Below are 21,450 nucleotides of genomic sequence, written 5' to 3'. Positions count from 1 at the left end.
GCCTCCGCGCGCGGAGCACGACGGGAAGCGCTGCGAGAACACGCCACTCGCTGCCGCCGTTCGCGGGCAGGCGCGGAAGGGCTGAGCCCCGGGCCCCCGCCCTCACCACACCTCCGCGCCCACGAGCGACGTGGCCCGCGGCTCGACCCCCAGGACCTCGCGCAGCACCGTCAGGTCGTAGGTCCGCTCGACCGCGAGGTGGCTGACCGCGTACCGCGTGAGCCGCGGCGGCTCGGTCCGTCGTGTCCAGCGCGAGAGAGCCTCGGCGCACGCGGCGAGCACCCACCCGGGGCGCGCCGGGATCCCGGCGAGCGTGACGTCGTCGTGCCCTCTGCGGCGCAGGAGCTCGACCAGGACCTCGCCCAGCACCACGGGCTCGGCGTCGGCGACGTTGACGACGAGCGCCCCGCCGCCCGGCAGGTCGACCGTCGAGGCCGCGAGCGCCGCGTCGACCAGGTTGTCGACGTGCGTGAGCGACTGGGGCGCAGTCCCGTCGCCGACCAGGACGAGCCGTCGCCCTCGGACCGCTGCCTCGATGCGCGGGAGCAGCGTGGTGTCGCCGGGGCCGTAGACGGCGTGCGGGCGCAGGATCACGACCGGTCCACGACCGGGGGTCCGGGCGTCGGCGACGAGCACGCGCTCGGCCGCGGCCTTGGTACGGCCGTAGGCGTTGAGGTAGCGGTCGACGGGGGCCTCGTCCTCCTTCCCACGGACCGTGGGCGTGTACGGGTCGTAGACGCTGCCCGAGGACACGTGCACGCACCGGGCCGCGGGGAACGTGTCGCGCACGGCACGCGTGCCCTCGACGTTGGTCGTCCAGGCGACGTCAGGTACCGCCCAGTCGGAGACCGCGGCCCCCGCGTGCACGACCACGTCGAGCGCGGGCGGGTCGTCGAGCGGGCCCGCGGCCAGGTCCCACGTCCGGTGCTCGGCCCCGTCGACGTGCGCGTCGCGTCGCGAGAAGGTCCACACGCGGTGCCCGTCGGCCACGGCGCGGCGGGCGACCGCTCCCCCGACGAATCCCGAGGCCCCCGTGACCCCGATCCGCAGGCTCACGTGGTGCTCGCGCTCGCCCCGGGCGCCGCGCCTGCGAGGTGATGGGCGGCCGCACGGGACAGGGCCGCGCGGTCGGGCTTGCGGCTGCGCCCCGCGAGGGGCAGGCGGTCGGCGTGCAGCACGTGGTCCGGCAGCGCGCCGTGGTCGAGCACGCCCGGCAGGGCCGCGCGCACGGTACGGACGAGCGGGTGGTCGCCCGTCAGGACGGGCCCCTCCCCCTGCCCGACGGCGGCGCTCACTGCGGGCGCGAGGGCTGCGCCCGTCGCGGGGGTCGCCGGTGCCGCGGCTGCCGAGGACGTGCGCGGAACCTGCGCTCCTTCGGCGTCGACACCACCCGAACCGTCACCGTCACCGTCAGGGTCGCCGGCTCGGCGAGGGTCCCCCGTGCCGGGCCCGCCCTCGGTGCTCGACGTCACGACGAGCACCACCTTCTCGTCCCCGTCGTCCTGGAGGACCCCCACGAGCGAGGCCTCGCCGACCCCGGGCAGCGCAGCCAGGCGCGGCTCGAAGAGTCCGGGGTAGATGTTCACGGTGCCGCGGATGATCATGTCGCGCGTGCGCCCGACGAGCACGATCCGTCCCCGCTCGTCGAGGTAGGCGAGGTCGCCGGTGCGGTGCTCGGTCACGGGTGGCTGCCCGCCGTCGAGGTGCGACAGGTATCCCGTCATGAGCGAGGGACCGCGCAGCACCAGCTCTCCCACGGGAGGGTGCAGAGCCGGGACCGGCGCTCTCCCGGGGGCGGAGCCGTCCTCGTCCGGTTCCACGGCGCTCGTGTCGATGGTCGCCTCGATCCCTGCCAGCGGGAGCCCGACCAGGTCCCCGTCGCCCGCGTGCGCGAGCTTGTCGTCGGCCTCGACGACCGCGACCGGGAGGATCTCGGTCGTGCCGTAGACCCCGATCCACCGCGTGCCCGGGAGGAGGCGGCGCGCGCGGTCGAGCAGGGGGCGCGTCACCGGGGCGCCCCCGACGAGCGCGACCTGCGGGCCACGCGCGGGGGCACGTCCGGACTCGACCGCGTCGAGCAGGAGCGTGAGGTCGGCGGGCACGAGGTACGTCCCGGCCTCCCCGGCTGCGTGCCGGGCGAACGTCACGACGTCCTGCCCCGGGGTGCCCGGCGGGACGGACCACGTGCCGCCCGCGAGGAGGGCCGGGATCCCGAGCAGCATCTGGTCGGTGTGCACGACCCCGCCCGGCTCGAGGGAGAACGCCCCGGCCAGCAGCGCGCACCCGGAGCCCAGCGAGCCCACCGAGTGGACCACGGCCTTGGGGTCGGAGGTCGTGCCGGACGTGAAGACCACGAGCGCCTCGGCGTCGAGCGGCAGGTCCGTGACGGGGGGCGCGCCGGCGACGAACCGGCGACGCCCGCCTCGGTGCCGCCCCGTCGCGAGCGAGCGCGCGGACAGCGAGTGGCCCGGGACCCCAGGAAGGCGCCTGCCCGAGTGGACATGGCGCAGCGGCAGGCTCGCGTAGTCCGGCAGCAGGAGGCCACGCGACCTGGCCACGTGCCGCAGCGGACCGCGCGAGATCGCGTAGAGCAGCGCCTCGGTCATGGCCCAGCGAGGGTCGGCCGCGGTCACGCGCGCCCCGAACAGCTCGGGGGTCGAGCCCGGGTCGACGAACACGATGACGCCCCCGAGCCGCACGACCGCGAGCGCCAGGACGATCCCCTCGGGCCGGGGTCGGACCGAGAACAGCACGCGGTCCCCCGCGCGCAGCCCCTCGCGGTGCAGGGCGTCGGCCGTGGCCTCGACCCGGCGCAGCAGCTCCCTGTACGTCAGCTCCTCGCGCACGTGGTCGTGCGGGACGCGGTCCGCACGCACCCGGTGGATGGGTCGCGACCACCAGCGCAGCGCCACCGCGTCGCCGAGCCGTCCCCGCGCGTGCGTGCCGATGGTCTCGATCAGGTGCTCCGTCGTCGGGCTGTTCATGCCGTCTCTTCCCCTGTTCCGCGTGCTGCTGGCTGCTCGCCGTCCACCGGGCGCGCCTCGATCTCGAGGCGCCGGTAGGACGGGATGAGGACTCCCCGCGCGACCTCGCGGTCGGTGACCGCGAGCGTGCGACCCGCCGCCGCGAGCGGGCGCAGCGCGTCCAGGACCGCGCCCACCTGGGCCATGGCGAGCGGCATGCCCAGGCAGAAGTGCGGGCCCGCGCCGAACCACAGGTTGCGCAGGACGGGGTCCGCGTCCTGGTCGGGCGCGAACGGCCCACCCGCCCGGCAGCAGGTCACGGTCGCGATCACGACCCGCTCCCCGGCCCGCACGGGCACGGCGCCCACGCGGTGCGCCGAGCGGACCGACCGCAGCATCGCGGGCGTCGGGACCGTGACGCGCAGCGCCTCCTCGACGACCCGTCCGCGCAGCGGGTCGCTCGGCTCGGCCCGCAGCAGGCGGTCCGTCCAGCCCGTGTCGGTCGCGAGCGCGACCAGGCGCGGCGTGAACGACTGGATGGTCTCGGTGCCCGTCATGACGAACGCCCCGACGGCTCCGAGCGCCTCGCGCTCGCTCAGGCCCAGGCCGCGCATGCGCCCGGGGACCGTCGAAGGGTCGCCGTCGCGGTACGCCGCGCGGGCGGGCTCGCTCAGCCGGTCGAGGACCTCGCGCGCGTAGCGGACCTGGGTCGGGGTGAGGCGGCGCCGGTGCAGGCGCACGAGACCGACGACGGACTGGGCCGCGACCATCGCGTCGCGCACCGCGGCGTCCGTGGGCGGCAGCCCGGTCATGCGGCAGATCACGGTGCCCGCGAGCGCCCCGACCTCGCTCACCAGGTCCACGGTCTCGCCCGCGAGCAGGCGCGGCGCCAGCGTCCCCAGCGAGGCCCCGGCCTCGGTGGCCGTGAGCTGCGCGACCGAGCGCGGGGTGAAGAGCCCCGAGAGCGCCCGCCGCAGCGTCGCGTGGTCCTCGCCCTCCATGTTGAGCAGGACCGACGGGCCCAGCACGGGGGTCCACAGGTCCGAGGGCGCTCCCGGGCCGACCTTGGAGAAGTGCTCGGTGTCGAGCAGCACCTCGCGGGCCGTCGCGGCGTCGTTCACCACGACCCCGAGCCCCGGGACGCGCACGACCGGTCCGCGCCGGGCGAGCGTGCGGAACGCCGGGTAGACGAGAGGGTGCGCGCCGCGCTGGACGCGCTCCTCCCAGCGGTGGGCGGCGCGGGCTGCGGCGTCCTCGGCCGAGGCCGGGCGGCCCCTCCGCACCGTCGACGGCGCCGTCATCGGATGTCCACGACCTCGGGCTTGTAGCGGTGGTCTGCGTACCAGCCCAGGGTCCGCACGAGCCCCCAGGCGTGCGCACGACGCGTCGAGGCCCGCACCACGACCTCGGGGTGCGCCCCGTAGGCCGACGTGAGGCGCCGCACCTCGTTGACCAGGGCACGGTCCTCGTGGAGGTCCTCGATCGCGGTGCGCGGGAAGCCGCCCGCACGCTCGTAGAGGTCGGCGGTGATGGCCATGTTGCACCCAGGCGCCATGACGTACGGGCCGAGGTAGGACGGGTCCTGGTTGCCCGGGCGGAACTTCCCGAACGTGCTCGCGAGACTCACGGCCCCCGAGAGGACGGCCTGGCGGACGCGCGAGACGGGCAGGTCGTCGGTGCGCGCCACGATGCGCCCGGCCACGAGGTCGTGCCCGACGGCGAACGCCGCCTTCACGCGGACCGTCCAGTCCGGCGGGGGGACGCAGTCCGCGTCGGTGCGCGCGAGGTGGGTCGCCCCCGCGGCGATCGCCGCGCGCATGCCCGTGTCCGCCGCGGCGCCCGTGCCCTTCTGATCCTCGGTCACGAGGCGCCAGCGCGGCTCGTCCCAGTCGGCGATGGTCGTCCGGACGAGGTCCGGGGTGCCGTCGGTCGAGCCGTTGTCGACCACGACCAGGTCGAAGTCACGGTCCTCCTGGGCGCGCAGGGCACGCAGCGTCGTGAGGATCCCGTGCTCGTGCGCCTCGTCGAGGGCGGGGACGACGACCGCGAGCCGGACCGGGGGCGCCTCGTGGGGCGCACCGTCCGCCCCGGGCGCGTGCGCGCTCACAGCCGGACCGCCATGGCGCCGATGCTGATCCCGCCCGCGAGACCGACCAGGAGCACCACGTCCCCCGGTCCCACGCGGCCGCTCTCGAGCGCGGTCACGAGCTGGAGCGGAAGCGTCGCGGAGGCGACGTTGCCGTGCTCGGCGACCGTGACGATCGTGCGGTCCTCGGGCAGCCCGAGGGCTTCGTGGACGTCGGCCAGGTGGGCGACCGCGACCTGGTGCACGGCCACGAGGGCCACGTCGTCCCACGTGAGGCCCGCGCGCACCAGCGCGTCGAGGATCACGCCGGGGCCCAGCGCGAGGAAGGCGTCGCGCAGACGGGACCCGTCGATCTCGAAGTAGGTGCGGTCGAGGTCGCGCGGGAACGCCGTGCCCCCACCGGGGAGCATGCCGACGTCCCAGTGGCTCGACTCGGCGCCGAACGCGCTCGCCAGGATGCCGCGCGGCCTGTCGCCGCACGCACCGCTCCCGGGCGCGGACCCGAGCCGGTCAGCGGCCCCGGCCGCCGGCTCCGACCCCTCGCCGTGCCCCGGCGCGCGCTGGACCAGGACCGCCGCGCCGGCGTCGGACATCGTGTAGCCCGGGGCCGACAGCAGGTAGGTCGCCCGGTCCGGGACGTCCCACCGGACAGCGCGCGAGGGTGCTTCGCCGCACGCGACCAGGACCGTCGCGTACCGGCCTGTCGCGACGAGGGCCTCCGCGACCTCGATCGCGTTGAGGACCGAGTTGCACGCGTTCTTGACGTCCATGACCGGGGCGCGGACGCCCAGCTTGGCCGCGACGATGTGGCTCGTGGCGGGCTCGACCATGTCCTGGCTCGCGGAGGCGAAGATCAGCAGGTCGACGTCCGCCACGTCCAGGCCCTGAGCCGCGAGCAGCGTGGCCGACGCGGCGACCGCGAGGTCCGAGGCGTTCCAGTCGTCCGGCAGGACGTGGACCTGCTGCACCCCGGTCAGGCGCGAGACCATCGGCAGGCGCGGCACCGCGCCCGGTCGGCTCGACCGGGCGAGCGCACGCTCCGCGTCGGCCACCTGGACCGTGCGCTCGGGCAGGTGGACGCTCACCCCGGCCAGGACGGCGGCAGGAGCCGAGGCGATGGTCGGTCGGGCGCCCGAGGGGCGCACGGAGAGGTCGGCGAGGATCGGCACTCGCGACAGCGTAGCCACGGAACCGGCGTCGTCGGGGGTTTTCCACGGGTGAGAACTCCCCATCCCGCGGGCGGCCCCCGATGCGTCAGACTGTCGGGCATGCTTCCCACGACCCGCCACGAGGTGGACCTCCTGCGCCGTGCCCGACCAGGCATGGCCGCCGTGCTGCTCGGCGGTCACCTCGCGCGCCGGCTGCCCGGCCCGCCCCTGCGCAAGGTGCCCGGGCTCGGCTGGGTCACGGCGGACCCGGTCGTCGCCCGCACGGTCCTGGGGGACCACCGCTCGTTCACGATCGTGGGCGAGGGCGGGGTCGGGCACCTGTGGGCGCAGATCCTCGGCGACTGGGTGCTCGACCTCTTCGACGGCCCGGGCCACCACGACCTGCGCTCGCGCTCACGCGAGCTGTTCACCGAGGGCAGCTCGGCCGAGCTCGTCGACGGGGCGTGGTCGGGGCCGCTCGCCGACGCCCGGACCGCGCTGCGGGAGGGAGCGACGGTCGACGTCGCACGGCTGGCCCGCGTGCTCGTGGGCCGCATGATGATCTCGCTCCTCGGCGTGCCGGCCCCCGTGGACCGCGCGCCGGGCACGGAGGCCTGGCCCACCGACGACGACGCGCTCACGGTCTTCGAGACGGGCGAACGCCTCGCGACGATCGCCCTGGGCAGCGCAGGCTCGACCCACCTGTCCCCCGGACAGGTCGTCGCGGCCCGCGAGATCGTAGCCGAGCTCACGCGAGGGGTGCCCGCAGGCTGGCGCGACGCCCCGGGCGACACGCTCCTCGGCCGGTGCCGCGAGCTGGGGCTCGGCCTCGAGGAGACCACGGGGCTCGCGTGCCTGCTCATGGTCGCGGGCACCGAGACCTCGGCCTCCGCGATGGCCCGGACCACCGCTCTGCTCGTCGACACGGGCGAGCAGCACCGTCTCCTGGACCTGATGCGCACCGACGCCGAGCGCGAGGCCGCGGGACAGGTCCGTGGCCCCGGGGAGCCCGACGCGGTCGAGAACGCCGTGCGCGAAGGGCTACGGGTCACGAGCCCCGCCTCGGTCATCGGTCGGGGCGTCGCGGCCGACGTCGAGGTGGCAGGCCGCCGGCTCGCCGAGGGCGAGCGCATCATGATGCTCGTGTGGAGCGCGAACATCGGCGCCGGCCCGTTCCGCGCCGACCGCCCCTACGTGCGCGAGAGCCGCCAGCTGTGGTTCGGGGCGGGCCGCCACCTGTGCCTGGGTGCGGCCCTGGCCCGCGCGGAGATCGGTGCGCTGCTGCGCACGCTGTGGGGAGACGGGGAGAGCCTGCGGATCGTCTCGCGCAGCGCGCAGCGCGAGGTCCTCATCCCGTCCTACCGGACCTTGGTCGTGGCCCGGGCGTGAGGTCACCGCACCGCGGCGCGCCCGAGCGGGAGGCGGCCTGAGGTCATGCTCCCCCGTTGCGCGTCGGACGACTCTCGCGCCGGACGATCGCTCAGTCGCGCCCGCGCCAGGTGCACAGGCACGCCTCGTTGCCCTCGACGTCCGCGAGGACCCAGAACGCCGGCGCCCGCCGGTCGGAGACGAGGTGCCCGCCCGCGGCGATGGCCGCGGTCACGCGTGCCTCGACCTGGTCGTGCGGGACCGTGACGTCGAGGTGGATGCGGTTGCGCTGGGGGCGCGGCGCATCCATCTGCTGGAACCAGACCGGTGGCCCGTACCCGGCCGCGTCCCCCAGACCCAGCCCCTCGTCCTCCTCGGGCCCGTCGACGTAGCCCAGGACGGCCTTCCAGAACGGGCGCACCGCAGGCCTGTCCAGCGCGTCGATCGCGACCTCGACCTCGATCAGGCCGTCGGTCTCGGCGGGGAGGTCGAGCTCCTTGGCCGCCAACGAGATGCGGCGGGCCAGCGTGAGGTCCCGCCTGCTCAGGCCACCCACGTCGTGCGACGACGTCCGGACGGTCACGGTCGCGTAGCGCAGGTCGACGTCCGGATGGTGGTTCATGCCCTCGGCCAGCTCGCCGATCGCGTCGACCAGCTCGACGCCCGCGGTGAACGAGCCCGTCCGGAACCGGGTCTGCGCCGTGCCGAGCAGCACGCGCCAGTCCTCCACCCCGTCGCTGTCGTGGAACTGTCTGGCGGTGATCTCGTCGCTCATGGCTTCTGCTCCGGTGCGGTGTCGCGCGGACGGGGACCCTGCGGAACGTCGGGGCGAGCCGGGCGTCGCGGGCCCCCGCTGGTCGGACCAGCGACGTCCCGAGGCGAGCGTTCCTCGTCCAACTATCCCGCAGCCCGGGGCGCGTCGCCAGCACGCGCGACCAGCGCACCGAGCGCGTCGCCTACTCGAGGATCGCGCCGCGCGAGGCCGACTGGACGAGCTTGGCGTACTTGGCCAGGACCCCGCGCGTGAACTTCGGGGCGAGCGGCGCCCAGCCCTCCTTGCGGGCCTCGATCTCGGCCTCCTCGACGAGCAGGTCGAGCGTCTTGCGTGCGACGTCGAGCCGGATCCGGTCGCCGTCGCGCACGAACGCGATCGGTCCGCCGTCGACCGCCTCGGGCGCGACGTGGCCCACGCACAGCCCGGTCGTCCCGCCCGAGAACCGTCCGTCCGTCAGGAGCAGCACGGTCTTGCCGAGGCCCGCTCCCTTGATGGCTCCCGTGATCGCGAGCATCTCGCGCATGCCCGGCCCTCCCTTGGGCCCTTCGTAACGGATCACGACGACGTCGCCGTCCGTGATGGTCCCGTCCTCGAGGGCGTCGAGCGCCGCGCGCTCGCGCTCGAACACACGGGCCGTGCCCTCGAACACGTCCGAGTCGAAGCCCGCGGACTTGACCACGGCCCCCTCGGGCGCGAGCGAGCCGCCCAGGATGGTGATGCCGCCCGTGTGGTGGATCGGGTTGTCGAGCGCGCGCAGGATCTTGCCGTCGGGGTCCGGGGGGTCGATCTCCGCCAGGTTCTCGGCGACCGTCCGGCCCGTGACCGTGAGCGCGTCGCCGTGGATCAGCCCGGCGTCGAGCAGCGCCTTCATGACGACGGGCACGCCGCCGATGCGGTCGACGTCGTTCATGACGTACCGGCCGAACGGCTTGAGGTCGCCCAGGTGCGGGACCTTGGCGGCGACGCGGTCGAAGTCATCGAGCGTCAGCTCGACCTCGGCCTCGTGCGCGATCGCCAGCAGGTGCAGGACCGCGTTGGTCGAGCCGCCGAACGCCATGACCACGGCGATCGCGTTCTCGAACGCCTCCTTGGTCATGATGTCGCGCGCCGTGATCCCGCGGCGCAGCAGCTCCACGACGGCCTCGCCCGAGCGGTGCGCGAAGTTGTCGCGGCGGCGGTCCGCCGAGGGCGGCGCGGCCGAGCCGGGCAGCGACATGCCCATGGCCTCGGCGACCGAGGCCATGGTGTTCGCGGTGTACATGCCGCCGCACGCGCCCTCGCCCGGGCAGATGGCCCGCTCGATGCGGTCCAGGTCCCCCTTGCTCATGAGTCCGCGCGAGCACGCGCCCACGGCCTCGAACGCGTCGATGAGCGTGACGTCCTTCTCCGTGCCGTCCTCGAGCTTGACCCAGCCGGGCATGATCGAGCCCGCGTAGAGGAACACGCTCGCGAGGTCGAGGCGCGCGGCGGCCATGAGCATGCCCGGCAGCGACTTGTCGCAGCCCGCGAGCAGCACCGACCCGTCGAGCCGCTCGGCCTGCATGACGGTCTCGACCGAGTCGGCGATCACGTCGCGCGACACGAGCGAGAAGTGCATGCCCTCGTGCCCCATCGAGATGCCGTCGGACACCGAGATGGTGCCGAACTGCAACGGGTAGCCCCCTCCCGCGTGCACGCCCTCCTTGGCCCCCTGCGCGAGCCGGTCGAGCGACAGGTTGCACGGGGTGATCTCGTTCCAGGAGCTCGCGATGCCGATCTGGGGCTTGACCCAGTCGTCGTCGCCCATCCCGACGGCGCGGAGCATGCCGCGCGAGGCCGTGGCCTCGATGCCGTCGGTCACGGTCCGGGAGCGGGGCTTGATGTCGATGTCGTCGCTGGCCATACCCGAGTATCTCCTCGCGGGTGAGGTGCGGCCACAGCGCGCGTGGCGTCTCGCGTCGATGGCCCCCGTGCGGCAGGATGCCGCGATGATCACGACGCACCCCGCCCCACGCCGCCCCGGTCCGTCTCAGAGCGGATCGCCCCTGGCCTCCTGGCGCGGCGCCGTGCTGGCCCCGGCCGTCGCGCTCGTCCTGGTCTCCACGGCCGCGTGCTCGGGCTCGACCGAGCCGCCGACAGCACCGGCGACGACGACCGTCCCGGAGGTGACCGCCGACGTGCCACCCGAGGCGACAGCTGGTACGGCCCCGGCGGACCCCGAGGCCGCGCCGGAGCCCGACGACGCCGGCGAGTCCCCCGAGGCGAGCTTCCGCGCCTGGCTCGCCGCGAGCCGCGCACCCGCGGTCGAGACCGCCTGCGGGTACATGTCCCCCGCGCTCGTCGACCGGATGGTCGCGGAGATGACCGCGCAGGGGTGGCCCGGCATCACGGACTGCGCGTCGATGATCACGACCACGGCCGAGCTCTTCGCCGCGGTCGGCGACGTCGCGGAGGTCGAGATCGCAGTCCGCGAGGAGCGCCCCGACGCGACCGTGCTGTCCGTCGCCTACGCGAGCGGCGACTGCGGGTCGGCCGTCATGGTCCCCGAGGGCGCGAGGTGGATCATCACCGAGCAGTCCGAGGAGCAGTGCTGACGGGTTGCCCCTGACGCGACGACGGGCCCGCCCCCTCCTGGGGGCGGGCCCGTCGTCGTGCGGGCGGGCGGCTCAGCGGCGCTTGAGCAGCGACACGTCGCGCACCGCGCCGCGGTCGGCCGACGTCGCCATCGCGGCGTAGGCCTGCAGCGCGGGCGAGACGTAGCGGTCGCGGTCGACAGGCTGCCAGGGGTTCTCGCGCGCCTCCATCTTGGCGCGACGCTCGGCGAGGACCTCGTCGGGCACGTTGACGCGGATGAGGCGCGTGTCGACGTCGATCTCGATCTCGTCGCCGTCCTCGACCAGGCCGATCACGCCACCGGCCGCGGCCTCGGGCGAGACGTGGCCCACCGAGATGCCGCTCGACCCGCCCGAGAAGCGGCCGTCGGTGATGAGCGCGCAGACCTTGCCCAGGCCACGGCCCTTGATGAAGGACGTGGGGTAGAGCATCTCCTGCATGCCGGGACCACCTGCGGGGCCCTCGTAGCGCACGACGACCACGTGGCCGGGCTCGACCTGCTTGGTGAGGATCTTCTCGACGGCCTCGTCCTGCGACTCGCAGACGAGCGCCTTGCCGACGAAGTGGAACACGTCCGGGTCGACGCCCGCGGTCTTGAACACCGCGCCGTCCTCGGCGAGGTTGCCGCGGAGCACGGCCAGGCCGCCCTCGACCGTGTACGCGTGCTCGAGGTCGCGGATGCAGCCGTCGGCCGCGTCGGTGTCCAGGTGGTCCCACCGGTTCGACGTCGAGAACGCCTGCGTGGTGCGGACCCCGCCGGGGGCCGCGTGGAACAGCTCGACGGCCTGCTCGGTCGCCTTGCCTCCTCGGACGTCCCAGTCGTCGAGCCACTCGCGCAGCGTCGGGGTGTGCACCGACGTCACGTCGTGGTCCAGGAGCCCGGCGCGGTCGAGCTCGCCCAGGAGCGCAGGGATGCCGCCCGCGCGGTGCACGTCCTCCATGTGGAAGTTCGGGTGGTTCGGCGCGACCTTGGACAGGCACGGGACCTGGCGGCTGATGCGCTCGATGTCGGTCAGGTCGAAGTCGATCTCGCCCTCCTGCGCAGCGGCGAGGATGTGCAGGACCGTGTTGGTCGAGCCGCCCATCGCGACGTCGAGCGTCATGGCGTTGGCGAACGCGGCCTTGGTCGCGATGTTGCGGGGCGCGGCCGAGTCGTCCTCCTCGTCGTAGTACCGGCGCGCGAGGTCGACGATCGTGCGGCCGGCCTCGAGGAACAGCTCACGGCGGGCGGAATGCGTCGCGAGGGTCGAGCCGTTGCCGGGCAGGGACAGGCCCAGGGCCTCGGTGAGGCAGTTCATCGAGTTCGCGGTGAACATGCCCGAGCACGAGCCGCACGTGGGGCACGCGGCCTCCTCGACCTGCGCGAGGGCCTCGTCGCTGACGTTGTCGTCCGCGGCGTAGTTGATCGCGTTGACGAGGTTCAGGCGCGTCGAGGCCACACCGTCGGCGACGACGACCTTGCCCGCTTCCATGGGTCCGCCCGACACGAAGATGACCGGGATGTTGAGGCGCAGCGCGGCGTTGAGCATGCCGGGCGTGATCTTGTCGCAGTTGGAGATGCACACGATGGCGTCGGCGCAGTGCGCGTTGACCATGTACTCGACCGAGTCGGCGATGAGGTCGCGGCTGGGCAGCGAGTAGAGCATGCCCGCGTGCCCCATCGCGATGCCGTCGTCGACCGCGATGGTGTTGAACTCCTTGGAGACGCCGCCGGCCTCGCGGATCGCGGACGCGACCAGGTCGCCCATGTCCTTGAGGTGGACGTGGCCCGGTACGAACTGCGTGTACGAGTTCGCGATCGCGATGATCGGCTTGCCGAAGTCCTCGGAGCCCATGCCGGTGGCGCGCCAGAGCGCGCGGGCTCCGGACATGTTGCGGCCGTGGGTGGACGTCCGGGAGCGCAGGGGGCGACTCATGGCGGTTCAGCTCCTTCACGTGGTGCTGCGGCCTGGGAGGTGACCGCTCGGACACACTACGCCCGCCCTGGACCCCGCAGGTCGGGGCGTCCGGCTCGTGGTCCACACCAGGGGCAGCGCTTCCACGACGGCCCGGATGTGCAATCCCCCTACGTAGCACCACCGATACGGGAAAACCCGTCAATCTGCCCAAAAGGTTGCAGGGAACTTCACCCGGGTGGTTAGTTGACAGGGCTGCTCGGGCCCCACCGCCACTGGCCTGCAGAGGCCGATCCCCTCGACCACGAGGGGACCGCGGTCCCCGCCGGCAGCACCTCGTCCCGCACCCCGGCGCCCCGCGCCTTCCGACGGACGACCCATCGACCAGGGAGACCAGCCCCATGAGCCAGGCCACCGCTGCACCGACCCGGAACCCCCGCTCCACCCCCGCCTCGACCGACTCGTCGGCCGACCCCACGGACGCCCCGGGCACGACCCCGAGCTCTGTCGTCACGCTCGCAGCAGCCCGCCGCGCGCTGGCCGTCCTGCGCATCGCGATCTCGCTCGTGTTCCTGTGGCCCGTGCTCGACAAGACCTTCGGCCTGGGCTACGCGACCCCTACCGAGCGAGCGTGGCTCAACGGCGGCTCCCCGACCCAGGGCTACCTGTCCTCGATCTCGGGTCCGTTCGCCGACACGTTCGGCGCCCTGGCGGGCCCTGTGACCGACTGGCTCTTCATGCTCGGCATGGGCGCGACGGGCCTCGCGCTCCTCCTGGGAGTCGGGACGCGCGTCGCCGCGGTCTCGGGCACGCTCCTCATGGCGCTGCTGTGGGCCACGACGTGGCCCGTGGCTGCGGGCTCCACCAACCCGGTCGTCGAGGACCACGTCGTGACCGCGCTCGTCGTGATCGTCGTGGCGCTGACCCGGGCGGGCAGCACGTGGGGGCTGGGCGGGGTCGCCGAACGCGTGGGCGTGCCGGCCTGGATGCGCTGAGGCGACCTGTCGCCCGTCAGGCCCGACGGCGTCTCGCGCCCGGGTGCAGCGACGCACCCGGGCGCGTGACGCCGTCGGGCGCGCGGCTCGGTCCGTTCCGCCGGGGCGTCCCCGCAGCGTGGCACCGCCGGCTACCGTCCACCGCTAGTGCGCGGGCGACGCCGCCTCCTGCGCGTCCGCGTGGCGGATGTGGCGCGTGACCCACGGGGCGAGCGCGAACAGGACCAGCGCGAACGCCATGGTGATCGCGCCGACGATCCCGAAGTAGGCGGTGTCCGACGCCCCCTGCGTGACCTGGACGATCTGGGCCGTGATGGCCTGCCCTGCCGCGGGGGCCAGGAACCAGAGCGCCATGGCCTGGCTGCGGAACGCCTTGGGCGCGAGCAGCGTCGTCGCCGCCAGCCCCACCGGGGACAGGCACAGCTCGCCGAGCGTCTGGATGACGTACACCGAGACCAGGACCCAGGCTGGGGCCTTCTCGTCCGCGAAGATCGCCGACGCGGCCGAGAGCCACACGAACGAGAGGGCCGCGAGCGTCAGTCCCATCGCGAACTTCACGGCCGTCGGCGGGCGGTCCTTGGTCTTGACCCAGATCCACGCGAACACCGGCGCCAGGACCACGATCGAGAACGGGTTCACGGACTGGAAGAACGCGGGCTCGATCGCGATGCCGAAGAACGAGAGCTCGGTGCGGTTCTTCGCGAAGCTCGACAGCGTCGTGGCCGCCTGCTCGAAGATCATGAAGAACAGCATGGCCGCAACGAAGAGCGGGATGTACGCCGTGAGCCGCGAGCGCTCGGGGGCCGTGACCTTGGGCGAGCGGAACATCACCAGGAAGTAGGCGATGGGCGCCGCGAACGCGACGTAGGACAGCGTGTCGATGAACGTCGAGATGCCGAACGCCCCCGACACCGCCCAGGCGATGAGCGTCGCGACGACGAGCCCCGCGAGGATGAAGAGGCCGATCCGGACGAGCTTCGGGTACTCCTCGCGCGTGAGCGGGTTGGGCACCGAGTCCCCCGCACCGCCCAGGTACTTGCGCCCCGCGACGAAGAACACGAGTGCGATCGCCATGCCGACCGCCGCGACCGCGAAGCCCGCGTGGTACCCCCACTGCCGGTTGACGAACCCGACGATGATCGGCGAGAGGAGCGAGCCCAGGTTGATGCCCATGTAGAAGATCGAGAACGCCGAGTCGCGGCGCGGGTCGTCGCGCGAGTACAGCTCGCCCACCATCGAGGACACGTTGGGCTTGAGCAGCCCGGTGCCGAGCGCCACGAGCGCGATCCCGAACATCGAGAACCCGGCGCCCGGGATCGTCAGCGAGACGTGCCCCGCCGCGATGACGATGCCCCCGTACAGGACCGAGCGCCGCGAGCCGATGACCCGGTCCGCGAGCCAGCCTCCGACGACCGACAGCAGGTACACGCCCGTGCCGTAGATCGAGACCAGCGCGAGCCCCGTGACCTCGTCGAGGGCCAGCCCGCCGTCGGCGATCGAGTCCGTCAGGTAGAAGAGCAGGATCGCGCGCATCCCGTAGTAGCTGAACCGTTCCCACAGCTCGGTGGTGAACAGCGTCATGAGCCCGATCGGGTGACCGAAGAACGCGTGGTCGCGCGGGACCCGTCCGGCGGCAGGGGCCGCCTCGGCCTCGAGCCGGGGGTCCGGGAGGTCGGGCTGGACGGGCCGCTCGTCGTTGCCGCTCATGGATCGATGCTGCCACCGGCCCGTGGCCGTGGCGACTGGTGGCGGCCCGTGCGCGCGCGAGGAGCGACCCCGGCTAGCGTGGGCGGATGCCCTCCCCTGCACCGACCGTCCTGTGGTTCCGTCGCGACCTGCGCCTGGCCGACAACCCGGCCCTGGGCCAGGCCGTGGGCGAGGCGCGCGCGGCGGGGAGCGACGTCGTCGGGCTCTACGTCCTGGACCCCGCGCTCTGGGCGTCGGCCGGGCCCGTGCGCCAGGCCTACCTCGCCCGCAGCCTGCGCGAGCTCGACGCCTCGACCGGAGGCCGGCTCGTGGTGCGCCACGGCGACCCGCGCGAGGTCGTGCCCGCGGTCTGCGCCGAGGTCGGCGCGCGCTCGGTCCACGTCGCCGCGAGCTACGAGCCCTACGGGCGTCGCCGGGACGACGCGGTCGAGGCGCTCCTCGCGGAGCGCGACGTGAGCCTGCGCCGCACGGGCTCGCCCTACGCGGTCGCGCCGGGGCGCGTCCGGACGCGCGGCGGGACGCCCTTCCAGGTCTTCACGCCGTTCCGGTCGGCGTGGCTCGAGCACGGCTGGCGGGCCCCCGCTCCCCTGCCCGACGACGTCGCGTGGGCAACGCTCGCCTCGGACGGTCTCCCGGACGCGCCCGAGGCGGGGGCGCGGCTGCCCGCTGCGGGCGAGGCCGCGGCCCTCGACCGCTGGCACGCGTTCCTGGCCGACGGCCTCGCCGACTACCCGACCGATCGCGACCGGCCCGACCTCACCGGGACCTCGTACCTCTCGCCCGCGCTCAAGTGGGGCGAGATCCACCCCCGGACGCTGCTCGCGGACCTCGCGTCGGCGGTGCGCTCGGGGTCGGTGCCCGAGGGCTCCGCTGCGACCTACCGCTCGGAGCTCGCGTGGCGCGAGTTCCACGCGGATGTCCTGTTCCACCACCCCGGGGCGGTGCGGCGGTCGCTGCGCACCGTGGTCCCCGAGGACGCGTGGGCCACGGGCGCCACGGAGGACGCGCTGCTCGCCGCGTGGTGCGAGGGCCGCACGGGCTACCCGATGGTCGACGCCGGGATGCGCCAGCTCCTCGGCACGGGGTGGATGCACAACCGCGTCCGGATGCTCGTCGCGTCGTTCCTCGTCAAGGACCTGCACGTGCGCTGGCAGCGCGGGGCCGAGCACTTCATGGCGCACCTCGTCGACGGCGACGTGTCGCAGAACCAGCTCAACTGGCAGTGGGTCGCGGGGACCGGGCGCGATGCCGCGCCCTACTTCCGGATCTTCAACCCGGTCACGCAGGGCCTGACGTTCGACCCCGACGGCGCCTACGTGCGCGAGTGGGTGCCCGAGCTGCGCGGCATCACCGGCAAGGCCGTCCACGAGCCGTGGAAGATCGCCGGGGCCGCTCCCGGGTATCCCGAGCGGGTCGTGGACCACGCGGTCGAGCGCAAGGTGTCGCTCGCGGACTTCGAGCGGGGCCGGCAGTGATGCCCGGAGACGTCAGGACGAGCACGACCCGGAGGTCGCGCTCGTCCTGACGGCCCGTGCCCGGGCGGGTGCTGGTGCTGGTGGTGCTCAGAGCCCGGCGCGGAACTCGTCCTCGAGGATGCTCATGACGATCGCGTCGGCCCAGCCGTCGCCGTCCCGGAACGCGTCCCGGAGCCGGCCCTCCTCCCGGAAGCCCAGCGACTCGTAGAGCATGCGAGCCCGAGGGTTGATGCTGAGCACGTCGAGGCTCACGCGGTGCAGGTGCGGCCCCTCGGGGTGGTCGAACGCGAAGCGCAGGACCTCGAAGATCGCCTCGCGCCCGTACCCGCGTCCCCGGTAGTTGGGGAGCAGGGCAAGGCGGAGGTTGGCCGAGAGCGCGTGCTCGTCGATGTCGTTGAGCACGATCTCGCCGAACATCTCGTCGCTCACGAGCTGGCCGTCCCGCTTGGCCGGCGAGGTGACGGCCCAGTCGTAGCGACCGTCCCTGTCGCTGACCGTGGCCGCCCACTGCTCGATCTGCTCGCGCGTGAACTCGGCCGTGGTCCCCGTGAGCCGGTTCGACTCCGGGTCCTGCACGGACTCCCACATGCGCTCGGCGTCGCGCGCCTCGATGGGTCGCAGGCGCATCATCTCGCCGTAGAGCTCCGGTCCGCGTGTCACGCGACCACCTCCGTGGTGCTTCGGGGCACGGATCAACCGATCCGCTCGATGACCAGCTCGCGGACGCGCCCGGCGTCGGCCTGGCCCTTGGTGGCCTTCATGACCGCTCCGATGATCGCACCGATGGGACCCATGTTGCCCGAGCGAACCTTCTCGACGATGTCGGGCTGGGCCGCGAGGGCTGCGTCGATCGCCTCGAGGAGCGCGCCGTCGTCCGAGACGACCTCGAGCCCGCGGGCGACGACCACGGCCTCCGGGTCGCCCTCGCCCGCGAGGACACCCTCGAGGACCTGGCGGGCCAGCTTATCGTTGATGCGGCCCGAGTCGACGAGCGCCTGGAGCTGGGCGATCTGCGCGGGCGTGACCGCGATCTCGGCGAGCTCGGTCTCGCTCGTCTTGGCGTAGCGGGCGAGCTCGCCCATCCACCACTTGCGTGCGGCCGCGGGGCTCGTGCCGGCCGCGACGGTCGCCTCGATGAGGTCGAGCGCACCGGCGTTGACCACGTCGCGCATCTCGGCGTCGGCGTAGCCCCACTCCCCCTGCAGGCGGTTGCGGCGAGCGACCGGGAGCTCGGGCAGCGTGGCGCGGATCTGCTCGACCCAGTCACGGCTCGGCGCGACGGGCACCAGGTCCGGCTCCGGGAAGTAGCGGTAGTCCTCGGCGTCGGACTTCACGCGACCGGCCGTCGTGATCGAGGTGTCCTCGTGCCAGTGGCGCGTCTCCTGGATGACCGTGCCGCCCTCGTCGAGGACGGCAGCCTGGCGCGAGACCTCGTAGCGGACCGCGCGCTCGATCGAGCGGAACGAGTTCACGTTCTTGGTCTCCGTGCGCGTGCCGAGAGGCGACTCGGGGGTCGCGCGCAGGGACAGGTTCACGTCGGCACGGACGTTGCCGCGCTCCATGCGCGCCTCCGAGACGTCGAGCGCACGGAAGATGTCGCGCAGCGTCTGGACGTACGCGCGAGCGACCTCCGGGGCGCGCTCGCCCGCGCCCGTGATGGGGCGCGTGACGATCTCCACGAGCGGGATGCCCGCACGGTTGTAGTCGACGAGCGAGTACTCGGCACCGTGGATACGACCGGTCGCACCACCCACGTGGGTGTTCTTGCCGGCGTCCTCCTCCATGTGCGCGCGCTCGATGTCGACGCGGAAGATCGTGCCGTCCTCGAGCTCGACGTCGAGGTAGCCGTCGAACGCGATGGGCTCGTCGTACTGCGACGTCTGGAAGTTCTTGGGCACGTCCGGGTAGAAGTAGTTCTTCCGGGCGAAGCGGCAGGACTCGGCGATCTGGCAGTTGAGCGCGAGCCCGATCTTGATCGCGTACTCGACGGCCTTGCCGTTGACCACGGGCAGCGCACCGGGCAGGCCGAGGCTCACCGGGGTGACCTGCGTGTTGGGCTCGCCACCGAACTCGACCTCGGCCGCGCAGAACATCTTGGTCCTGGTGCCGAGCTCGACGTGCACCTCGATGCCGATGACCGGGTCGTAGCGGCGGATGGCCTCGTCGTAGTCGACCAGGTCCACGGTTGCGTGTGCGCTCATCGCGCGACCTCCAGCTCCGGGGCCTTGGCCAGCAGCGGCCCGCCCCACGTGTTCTCCAGGGCGGCCTCGAGAGCGGCGCCCACGCGGTACAGACGGTCGTCGGCCTTGGCCGGCGCGAGGATCTGGAAGCCGACGGGCAGGCCGTCGTCCGAGAGACCGTTCGGCAGCGACATGCCCGGGACGCCCGCGAGGTTGGCGGGGATCGTCGCGACGTCGTTGAGGTACATCGCGAGCGGGTCGTCGAGCTTCTCGCCGAACTTGAACGCCGTGGTGGGAGCCGTCGGGGAGACCAGGACGTCCGCCTGGGCGAACGCCGCGTCGAAGTCGCGCTGGATGAGCGTGCGGACCTTCTGCGCGCTGCCGTAGTAGGCGTCGTAGTAGCCCGCCGACAGTGCGTACGTGCCGAGGATGATGCGGCGCTTGACCTCGTCGCCGAAGCCCTGGCCGCGGGTCGCGGACATGACGCGCTCGGCCGTGATGGGGCCGTCCTCGGGCTCGACGCGCAGGCCGAAGCGCATGCCGTCGAACTTGGCGAGGTTGCTGGACGCCTCGCTCGGCATGATCAGGTAGTAGGCGCCGAGCGCGTACTTGAAGTGGGGGCACGAGACCTCGATGATCTCTGCGCCGAGCGACCGCAGCAGGTCGAGCGACTCGGCGAAGCGAGCGCTCACGCCCTCCTGGTAGCCCTCGCCGGAGAGCTCGGAGACGACGCCGACCCGCAGGCCGCGCAGGTCACCGATCGCGCCCTGGCGGGCCGCGTCGACGAGCAGCGGGAGGTCCTCGTTGATCGAGGTCGAGTCGCGGGGGTCGTGTCCGCCGATGAGCTCGTGCAGGAGCGCCGAGTCGAGGACGGTTCGCGTGACGGGGCCCGCCTGGTCGAGCGAGGACGCCATGGCGATGAGGCCGTAGCGGGACACGCCACCGTAGGTGGGCTTGACGCCGACCGTGCCGGTCACGGCGCCCGGCTGACGGATCGAGCCGCCGGTGTCCGTGCCGATCGCGAGCGGGGCCTCGTAGGCGGCGACGGCCGCGGCCGAGCCACCGCCCGAGCCGCCGGGGATGCGGTCGAGGTCCCACGGGTTGTGGGTGTTGCCGTACGCCGAGTGCTCCGTGGAGGAGCCCATCGCGAACTCGTCCATGTTGGTCTTGCCGAGGATCGGCAGGCCCGCGGCGCGGATGCGCTCGACGAGCGTCGCGTCGTACGGAGGGATCCAGCCCTCGAGGATCTTGGAGCCGGCCGTCGTCGGGAGACCCTTGGTCACCACGACGTCCTTGACCGCGATCGGCACGCCCGCGAGGGGGTGCAGGTCCTCGCCCGCGGCGCGGCGCGAGTCGACGTCGCGAGCCGTCGCGAGGGCGTCCTCGGTGCTCACGTGCAGGAACGCGTGGACCGCCGTGTCGACGTCACCGATGCGGTCGAGGTGCGCCTGCGTCGCCTCGACGCTGCTCACCTCGCCAGAGACCAGGTGCGCGGCGAGGTCCGCGGCACTCAGCCGCGTCAGGTCGTTCGTCATCATTCCTCCCCGAGGATCTGCGGGACGCTGAAGCGTCCGTCTTCGCTGGCCGGTGCTGCGGCGAGGACGTCCTCGACGGGCAGGGGCGGCACGGGGACGTCGTCTCGGAAGACGTTGGTCAGCGGGAGCGGGTGGCTCGTGGCGGGGACGTCAGGAGTGGCGACCTCGCTCACCTGGGCGATCGCATCGACGATGACGTCGAGCTCGCCGGCGAGGCGGTCTAGCTCCTCGGGCCGGAGGTCGATGCGGGCCAGCACGGCGACGCGCGCGACCTCATCACGGGAGATGGTGGACATGGTCGCCAGTCTAGTGCCCGGCGCCCGCGCCTACGGGGGCGTCCGGACCGGCGTGGGTGGGATGACGCACCGCGCCCCACCGCCGCGCCTCACCGCGCGCACCCACTCTCTCGGGGAGTTGTCAGAAGGTGAGCGGGGTATGGCCCGGTGTGGTTCTGACACCTGATCGGGGTGGTGGTGTTGTCAGAAGGTGGGCGGGGTATGGCCCGGTGCAGTTCTGACGACCGAGCTCTGGGTACAGAAGTGCCCCGGGCACAGGTGTGCTCGGGGCTGGGTGTTCATGGCCGTCTGCGTTGGCGGGCCGGCGGTCCGGGTGTGTCTTGTGGCTGGATTGTTTGGGGGTGTGCCAAAGGCCCACCCCGTGTGGGGTGGGCCTTTGGTGAATGGTTGTCCGGCGGCGACCTACTCTCCCACCCCGTCTCCAGGGCAGTACCA

17 protein-coding genes are annotated in these 21,450 nt (G+C 73.4%); 4 read left to right on the top strand and 13 right to left on the bottom strand.

Annotation, left to right across the window (positions count from 1 at the left end; translation table 11 throughout):
* Positions 1-102 precede the first annotated feature (102 nt).
* The 5 genes from ASE27_RS19095 to ASE27_RS19075 are packed head-to-tail and all read right to left on the bottom strand — an operon-like array spanning position 103 to position 6,218.
* A complete protein-coding gene (locus ASE27_RS19095) occupies positions 103-1,056 on the bottom strand; it encodes an NAD(P)-dependent oxidoreductase (protein WP_235534592.1) in 954 nt (317 codons plus the stop codon).
* Positions 1,053-2,984, bottom strand: coding sequence for a class I adenylate-forming enzyme family protein (locus ASE27_RS19090; RefSeq protein WP_056654448.1), 1,932 nt, complete (start codon positions 2,982-2,984; stop codon positions 1,053-1,055). The genes ASE27_RS19095 and ASE27_RS19090 overlap by 4 nt, the downstream gene beginning before the upstream one ends.
* Positions 2,981-4,264 (bottom strand): cytochrome P450, encoded by a 1,284-nt coding sequence (locus tag ASE27_RS19085; protein ID WP_200955988.1) that lies wholly within the window; start codon positions 4,262-4,264, stop codon positions 2,981-2,983. The genes ASE27_RS19090 and ASE27_RS19085 overlap by 4 nt, the downstream gene beginning before the upstream one ends.
* A complete protein-coding gene (locus tag ASE27_RS19080; protein ID WP_056654446.1) occupies positions 4,261-5,070 on the bottom strand; it encodes a glycosyltransferase family 2 protein in 810 nt (269 codons plus the stop codon). Before ASE27_RS19080 ends, ASE27_RS19085 begins: the two co-directional genes overlap by 4 nt.
* On the bottom strand, positions 5,067-6,218 hold the full coding sequence (locus tag ASE27_RS19075) for a 3-oxoacyl-ACP synthase III family protein (protein ID WP_235535500.1): 1,152 nt from the start codon (positions 6,216-6,218) through the stop codon (positions 5,067-5,069). The genes ASE27_RS19080 and ASE27_RS19075 overlap by 4 nt, the downstream gene beginning before the upstream one ends.
* A gap of 99 nt (positions 6,219-6,317) precedes the next feature.
* Here ASE27_RS19075 and ASE27_RS19070 point away from each other — a divergent pair, with 99 nt between their 5' ends.
* Positions 6,318-7,586, top strand: a complete 1,269-nt coding sequence (locus ASE27_RS19070) for a cytochrome P450 (protein ID WP_056654444.1) — start codon at positions 6,318-6,320, stop codon at positions 7,584-7,586.
* Positions 7,587-7,677: 91 nt separating this feature from the next.
* Here the strand turns inward: ASE27_RS19070 and ASE27_RS19065 are convergent, their stop codons facing one another.
* Both ASE27_RS19065 and ilvD (ASE27_RS19060) read right to left on the bottom strand, forming a co-directional pair.
* Positions 7,678-8,340, bottom strand: a complete 663-nt coding sequence (locus tag ASE27_RS19065; RefSeq protein ID WP_056654442.1) for a VOC family protein — start codon at positions 8,338-8,340, stop codon at positions 7,678-7,680.
* A 181-nt stretch (positions 8,341-8,521) separates the two neighbouring features.
* Complete coding sequence (ilvD, locus tag ASE27_RS19060) at positions 8,522-10,222, bottom strand: dihydroxy-acid dehydratase (protein ID WP_056654440.1); 1,701 nt, start codon at positions 10,220-10,222, stop codon at positions 8,522-8,524.
* Positions 10,223-10,307: 85 nt separating this feature from the next.
* Between ilvD (ASE27_RS19060) and ASE27_RS19055 the strand changes: the two genes are divergently transcribed.
* Positions 10,308-10,913, top strand: a complete 606-nt coding sequence (locus ASE27_RS19055; protein ID WP_056654438.1) for a hypothetical protein — start codon at positions 10,308-10,310, stop codon at positions 10,911-10,913.
* A 72-nt stretch (positions 10,914-10,985) separates the two neighbouring features.
* On the opposite strand, the gene ilvD (ASE27_RS19050) is transcribed toward ASE27_RS19055, so the two are convergent.
* Entirely contained in the window at positions 10,986-12,848 is a 1,863-nt protein-coding gene (gene ilvD / locus ASE27_RS19050; RefSeq protein ID WP_056654436.1) for a dihydroxy-acid dehydratase, read from the bottom strand.
* A gap of 380 nt (positions 12,849-13,228) precedes the next feature.
* On the opposite strand from ilvD (ASE27_RS19050), the gene ASE27_RS19045 reads away from it, so the two are divergent.
* On the top strand, positions 13,229-13,822 hold the full coding sequence (locus tag ASE27_RS19045; RefSeq protein WP_157257722.1) for a DoxX family membrane protein: 594 nt from the start codon (positions 13,229-13,231) through the stop codon (positions 13,820-13,822).
* Between the two features lie 144 nt (positions 13,823-13,966).
* On the opposite strand, the gene ASE27_RS19040 is transcribed toward ASE27_RS19045, so the two are convergent.
* Entirely contained in the window at positions 13,967-15,529 is a 1,563-nt protein-coding gene (locus ASE27_RS19040; protein ID WP_082609150.1) for a peptide MFS transporter, read from the bottom strand.
* 86 nt (positions 15,530-15,615) lie between these two features.
* Here ASE27_RS19040 and ASE27_RS19035 point away from each other — a divergent pair, with 86 nt between their 5' ends.
* Positions 15,616-17,004 carry a deoxyribodipyrimidine photo-lyase gene (locus ASE27_RS19035; protein ID WP_056654434.1) on the top strand — a complete coding sequence of 463 codons (1,389 nt, stop codon included), beginning with the start codon at positions 15,616-15,618 and terminating at the stop codon, positions 17,002-17,004.
* A gap of 87 nt (positions 17,005-17,091) precedes the next feature.
* Here ASE27_RS19035 and ASE27_RS19030 read toward each other — a convergent pair whose 3' ends face one another.
* Genes ASE27_RS19030 through gatC form a run of 4 tightly spaced genes read right to left on the bottom strand, consistent with a single transcriptional unit; the run spans position 17,092 to position 21,015 of the window.
* A complete protein-coding gene (locus tag ASE27_RS19030) occupies positions 17,092-17,664 on the bottom strand; it encodes a GNAT family N-acetyltransferase (RefSeq protein ID WP_082609149.1) in 573 nt (190 codons plus the stop codon).
* 32 nt (positions 17,665-17,696) lie between these two features.
* Positions 17,697-19,205 carry an Asp-tRNA(Asn)/Glu-tRNA(Gln) amidotransferase subunit GatB gene (gatB, locus tag ASE27_RS19025; RefSeq protein ID WP_056654431.1) on the bottom strand — a complete coding sequence of 503 codons (1,509 nt, stop codon included), beginning with the start codon at positions 19,203-19,205 and terminating at the stop codon, positions 17,697-17,699.
* Positions 19,202-20,719 (bottom strand): Asp-tRNA(Asn)/Glu-tRNA(Gln) amidotransferase subunit GatA, encoded by a 1,518-nt coding sequence (gatA, locus tag ASE27_RS19020; RefSeq protein WP_056654430.1) that lies wholly within the window; start codon positions 20,717-20,719, stop codon positions 19,202-19,204. Before gatA ends, gatB begins: the two co-directional genes overlap by 4 nt.
* Complete coding sequence (gatC, locus tag ASE27_RS19015) at positions 20,719-21,015, bottom strand: Asp-tRNA(Asn)/Glu-tRNA(Gln) amidotransferase subunit GatC (RefSeq protein ID WP_030152198.1); 297 nt, start codon at positions 21,013-21,015, stop codon at positions 20,719-20,721. The genes gatA and gatC overlap by 1 nt, the downstream gene beginning before the upstream one ends.
* Positions 21,016-21,450 lie beyond the last annotated feature (435 nt).

Origin of the sequence: Oerskovia sp. Root918, from assembly GCF_001428945.1 — a bacterium.
GTDB lineage: Bacteria > Actinomycetota > Actinomycetes > Actinomycetales > Cellulomonadaceae > Oerskovia > Oerskovia enterophila.
Note: the sequence above shows the minus strand (reverse complement) of the source record. Positions and strands in the feature narration are given on the sequence as shown.

What these genes read in the sequence shown, in the direction of transcription:
- ASE27_RS19085 (WP_200955988.1), bottom strand. Translation starts at nt 4,264, where the DNA reads ATGACGGCGCCGTCGACGGTGCGGAGGGGCCGCCCGGCCTCGGCCGAG.
- ASE27_RS19045 (WP_157257722.1), top strand. Translation starts at nt 13,229, where the DNA reads ATGAGCCAGGCCACCGCTGCACCGACCCGGAACCCCCGCTCCACCCCC.
- ASE27_RS19055 (WP_056654438.1), top strand. Translation starts at nt 10,308, where the DNA reads ATGATCACGACGCACCCCGCCCCACGCCGCCCCGGTCCGTCTCAGAGC.
- ASE27_RS19035 (WP_056654434.1), top strand. Translation starts at nt 15,616, where the DNA reads ATGCCCTCCCCTGCACCGACCGTCCTGTGGTTCCGTCGCGACCTGCGC.
- ilvD (WP_056654436.1), bottom strand. Translation starts at nt 12,848, where the DNA reads ATGAGTCGCCCCCTGCGCTCCCGGACGTCCACCCACGGCCGCAACATG.
- ASE27_RS19040 (WP_082609150.1), bottom strand. Translation starts at nt 15,529, where the DNA reads ATGAGCGGCAACGACGAGCGGCCCGTCCAGCCCGACCTCCCGGACCCC.
- gatC (WP_030152198.1), bottom strand. Translation starts at nt 21,015, where the DNA reads ATGTCCACCATCTCCCGTGATGAGGTCGCGCGCGTCGCCGTGCTGGCC.
- ilvD (WP_056654440.1), bottom strand. Translation starts at nt 10,222, where the DNA reads ATGGCCAGCGACGACATCGACATCAAGCCCCGCTCCCGGACCGTGACC.
- gatB (WP_056654431.1), bottom strand. Translation starts at nt 19,205, where the DNA reads ATGAGCGCACACGCAACCGTGGACCTGGTCGACTACGACGAGGCCATC.
- ASE27_RS19090 (WP_056654448.1), bottom strand. Translation starts at nt 2,984, where the DNA reads ATGAACAGCCCGACGACGGAGCACCTGATCGAGACCATCGGCACGCAC.
- gatA (WP_056654430.1), bottom strand. Translation starts at nt 20,719, where the DNA reads ATGACGAACGACCTGACGCGGCTGAGTGCCGCGGACCTCGCCGCGCAC.
- ASE27_RS19070 (WP_056654444.1), top strand. Translation starts at nt 6,318, where the DNA reads ATGCTTCCCACGACCCGCCACGAGGTGGACCTCCTGCGCCGTGCCCGA.
- ASE27_RS19065 (WP_056654442.1), bottom strand. Translation starts at nt 8,340, where the DNA reads ATGAGCGACGAGATCACCGCCAGACAGTTCCACGACAGCGACGGGGTG.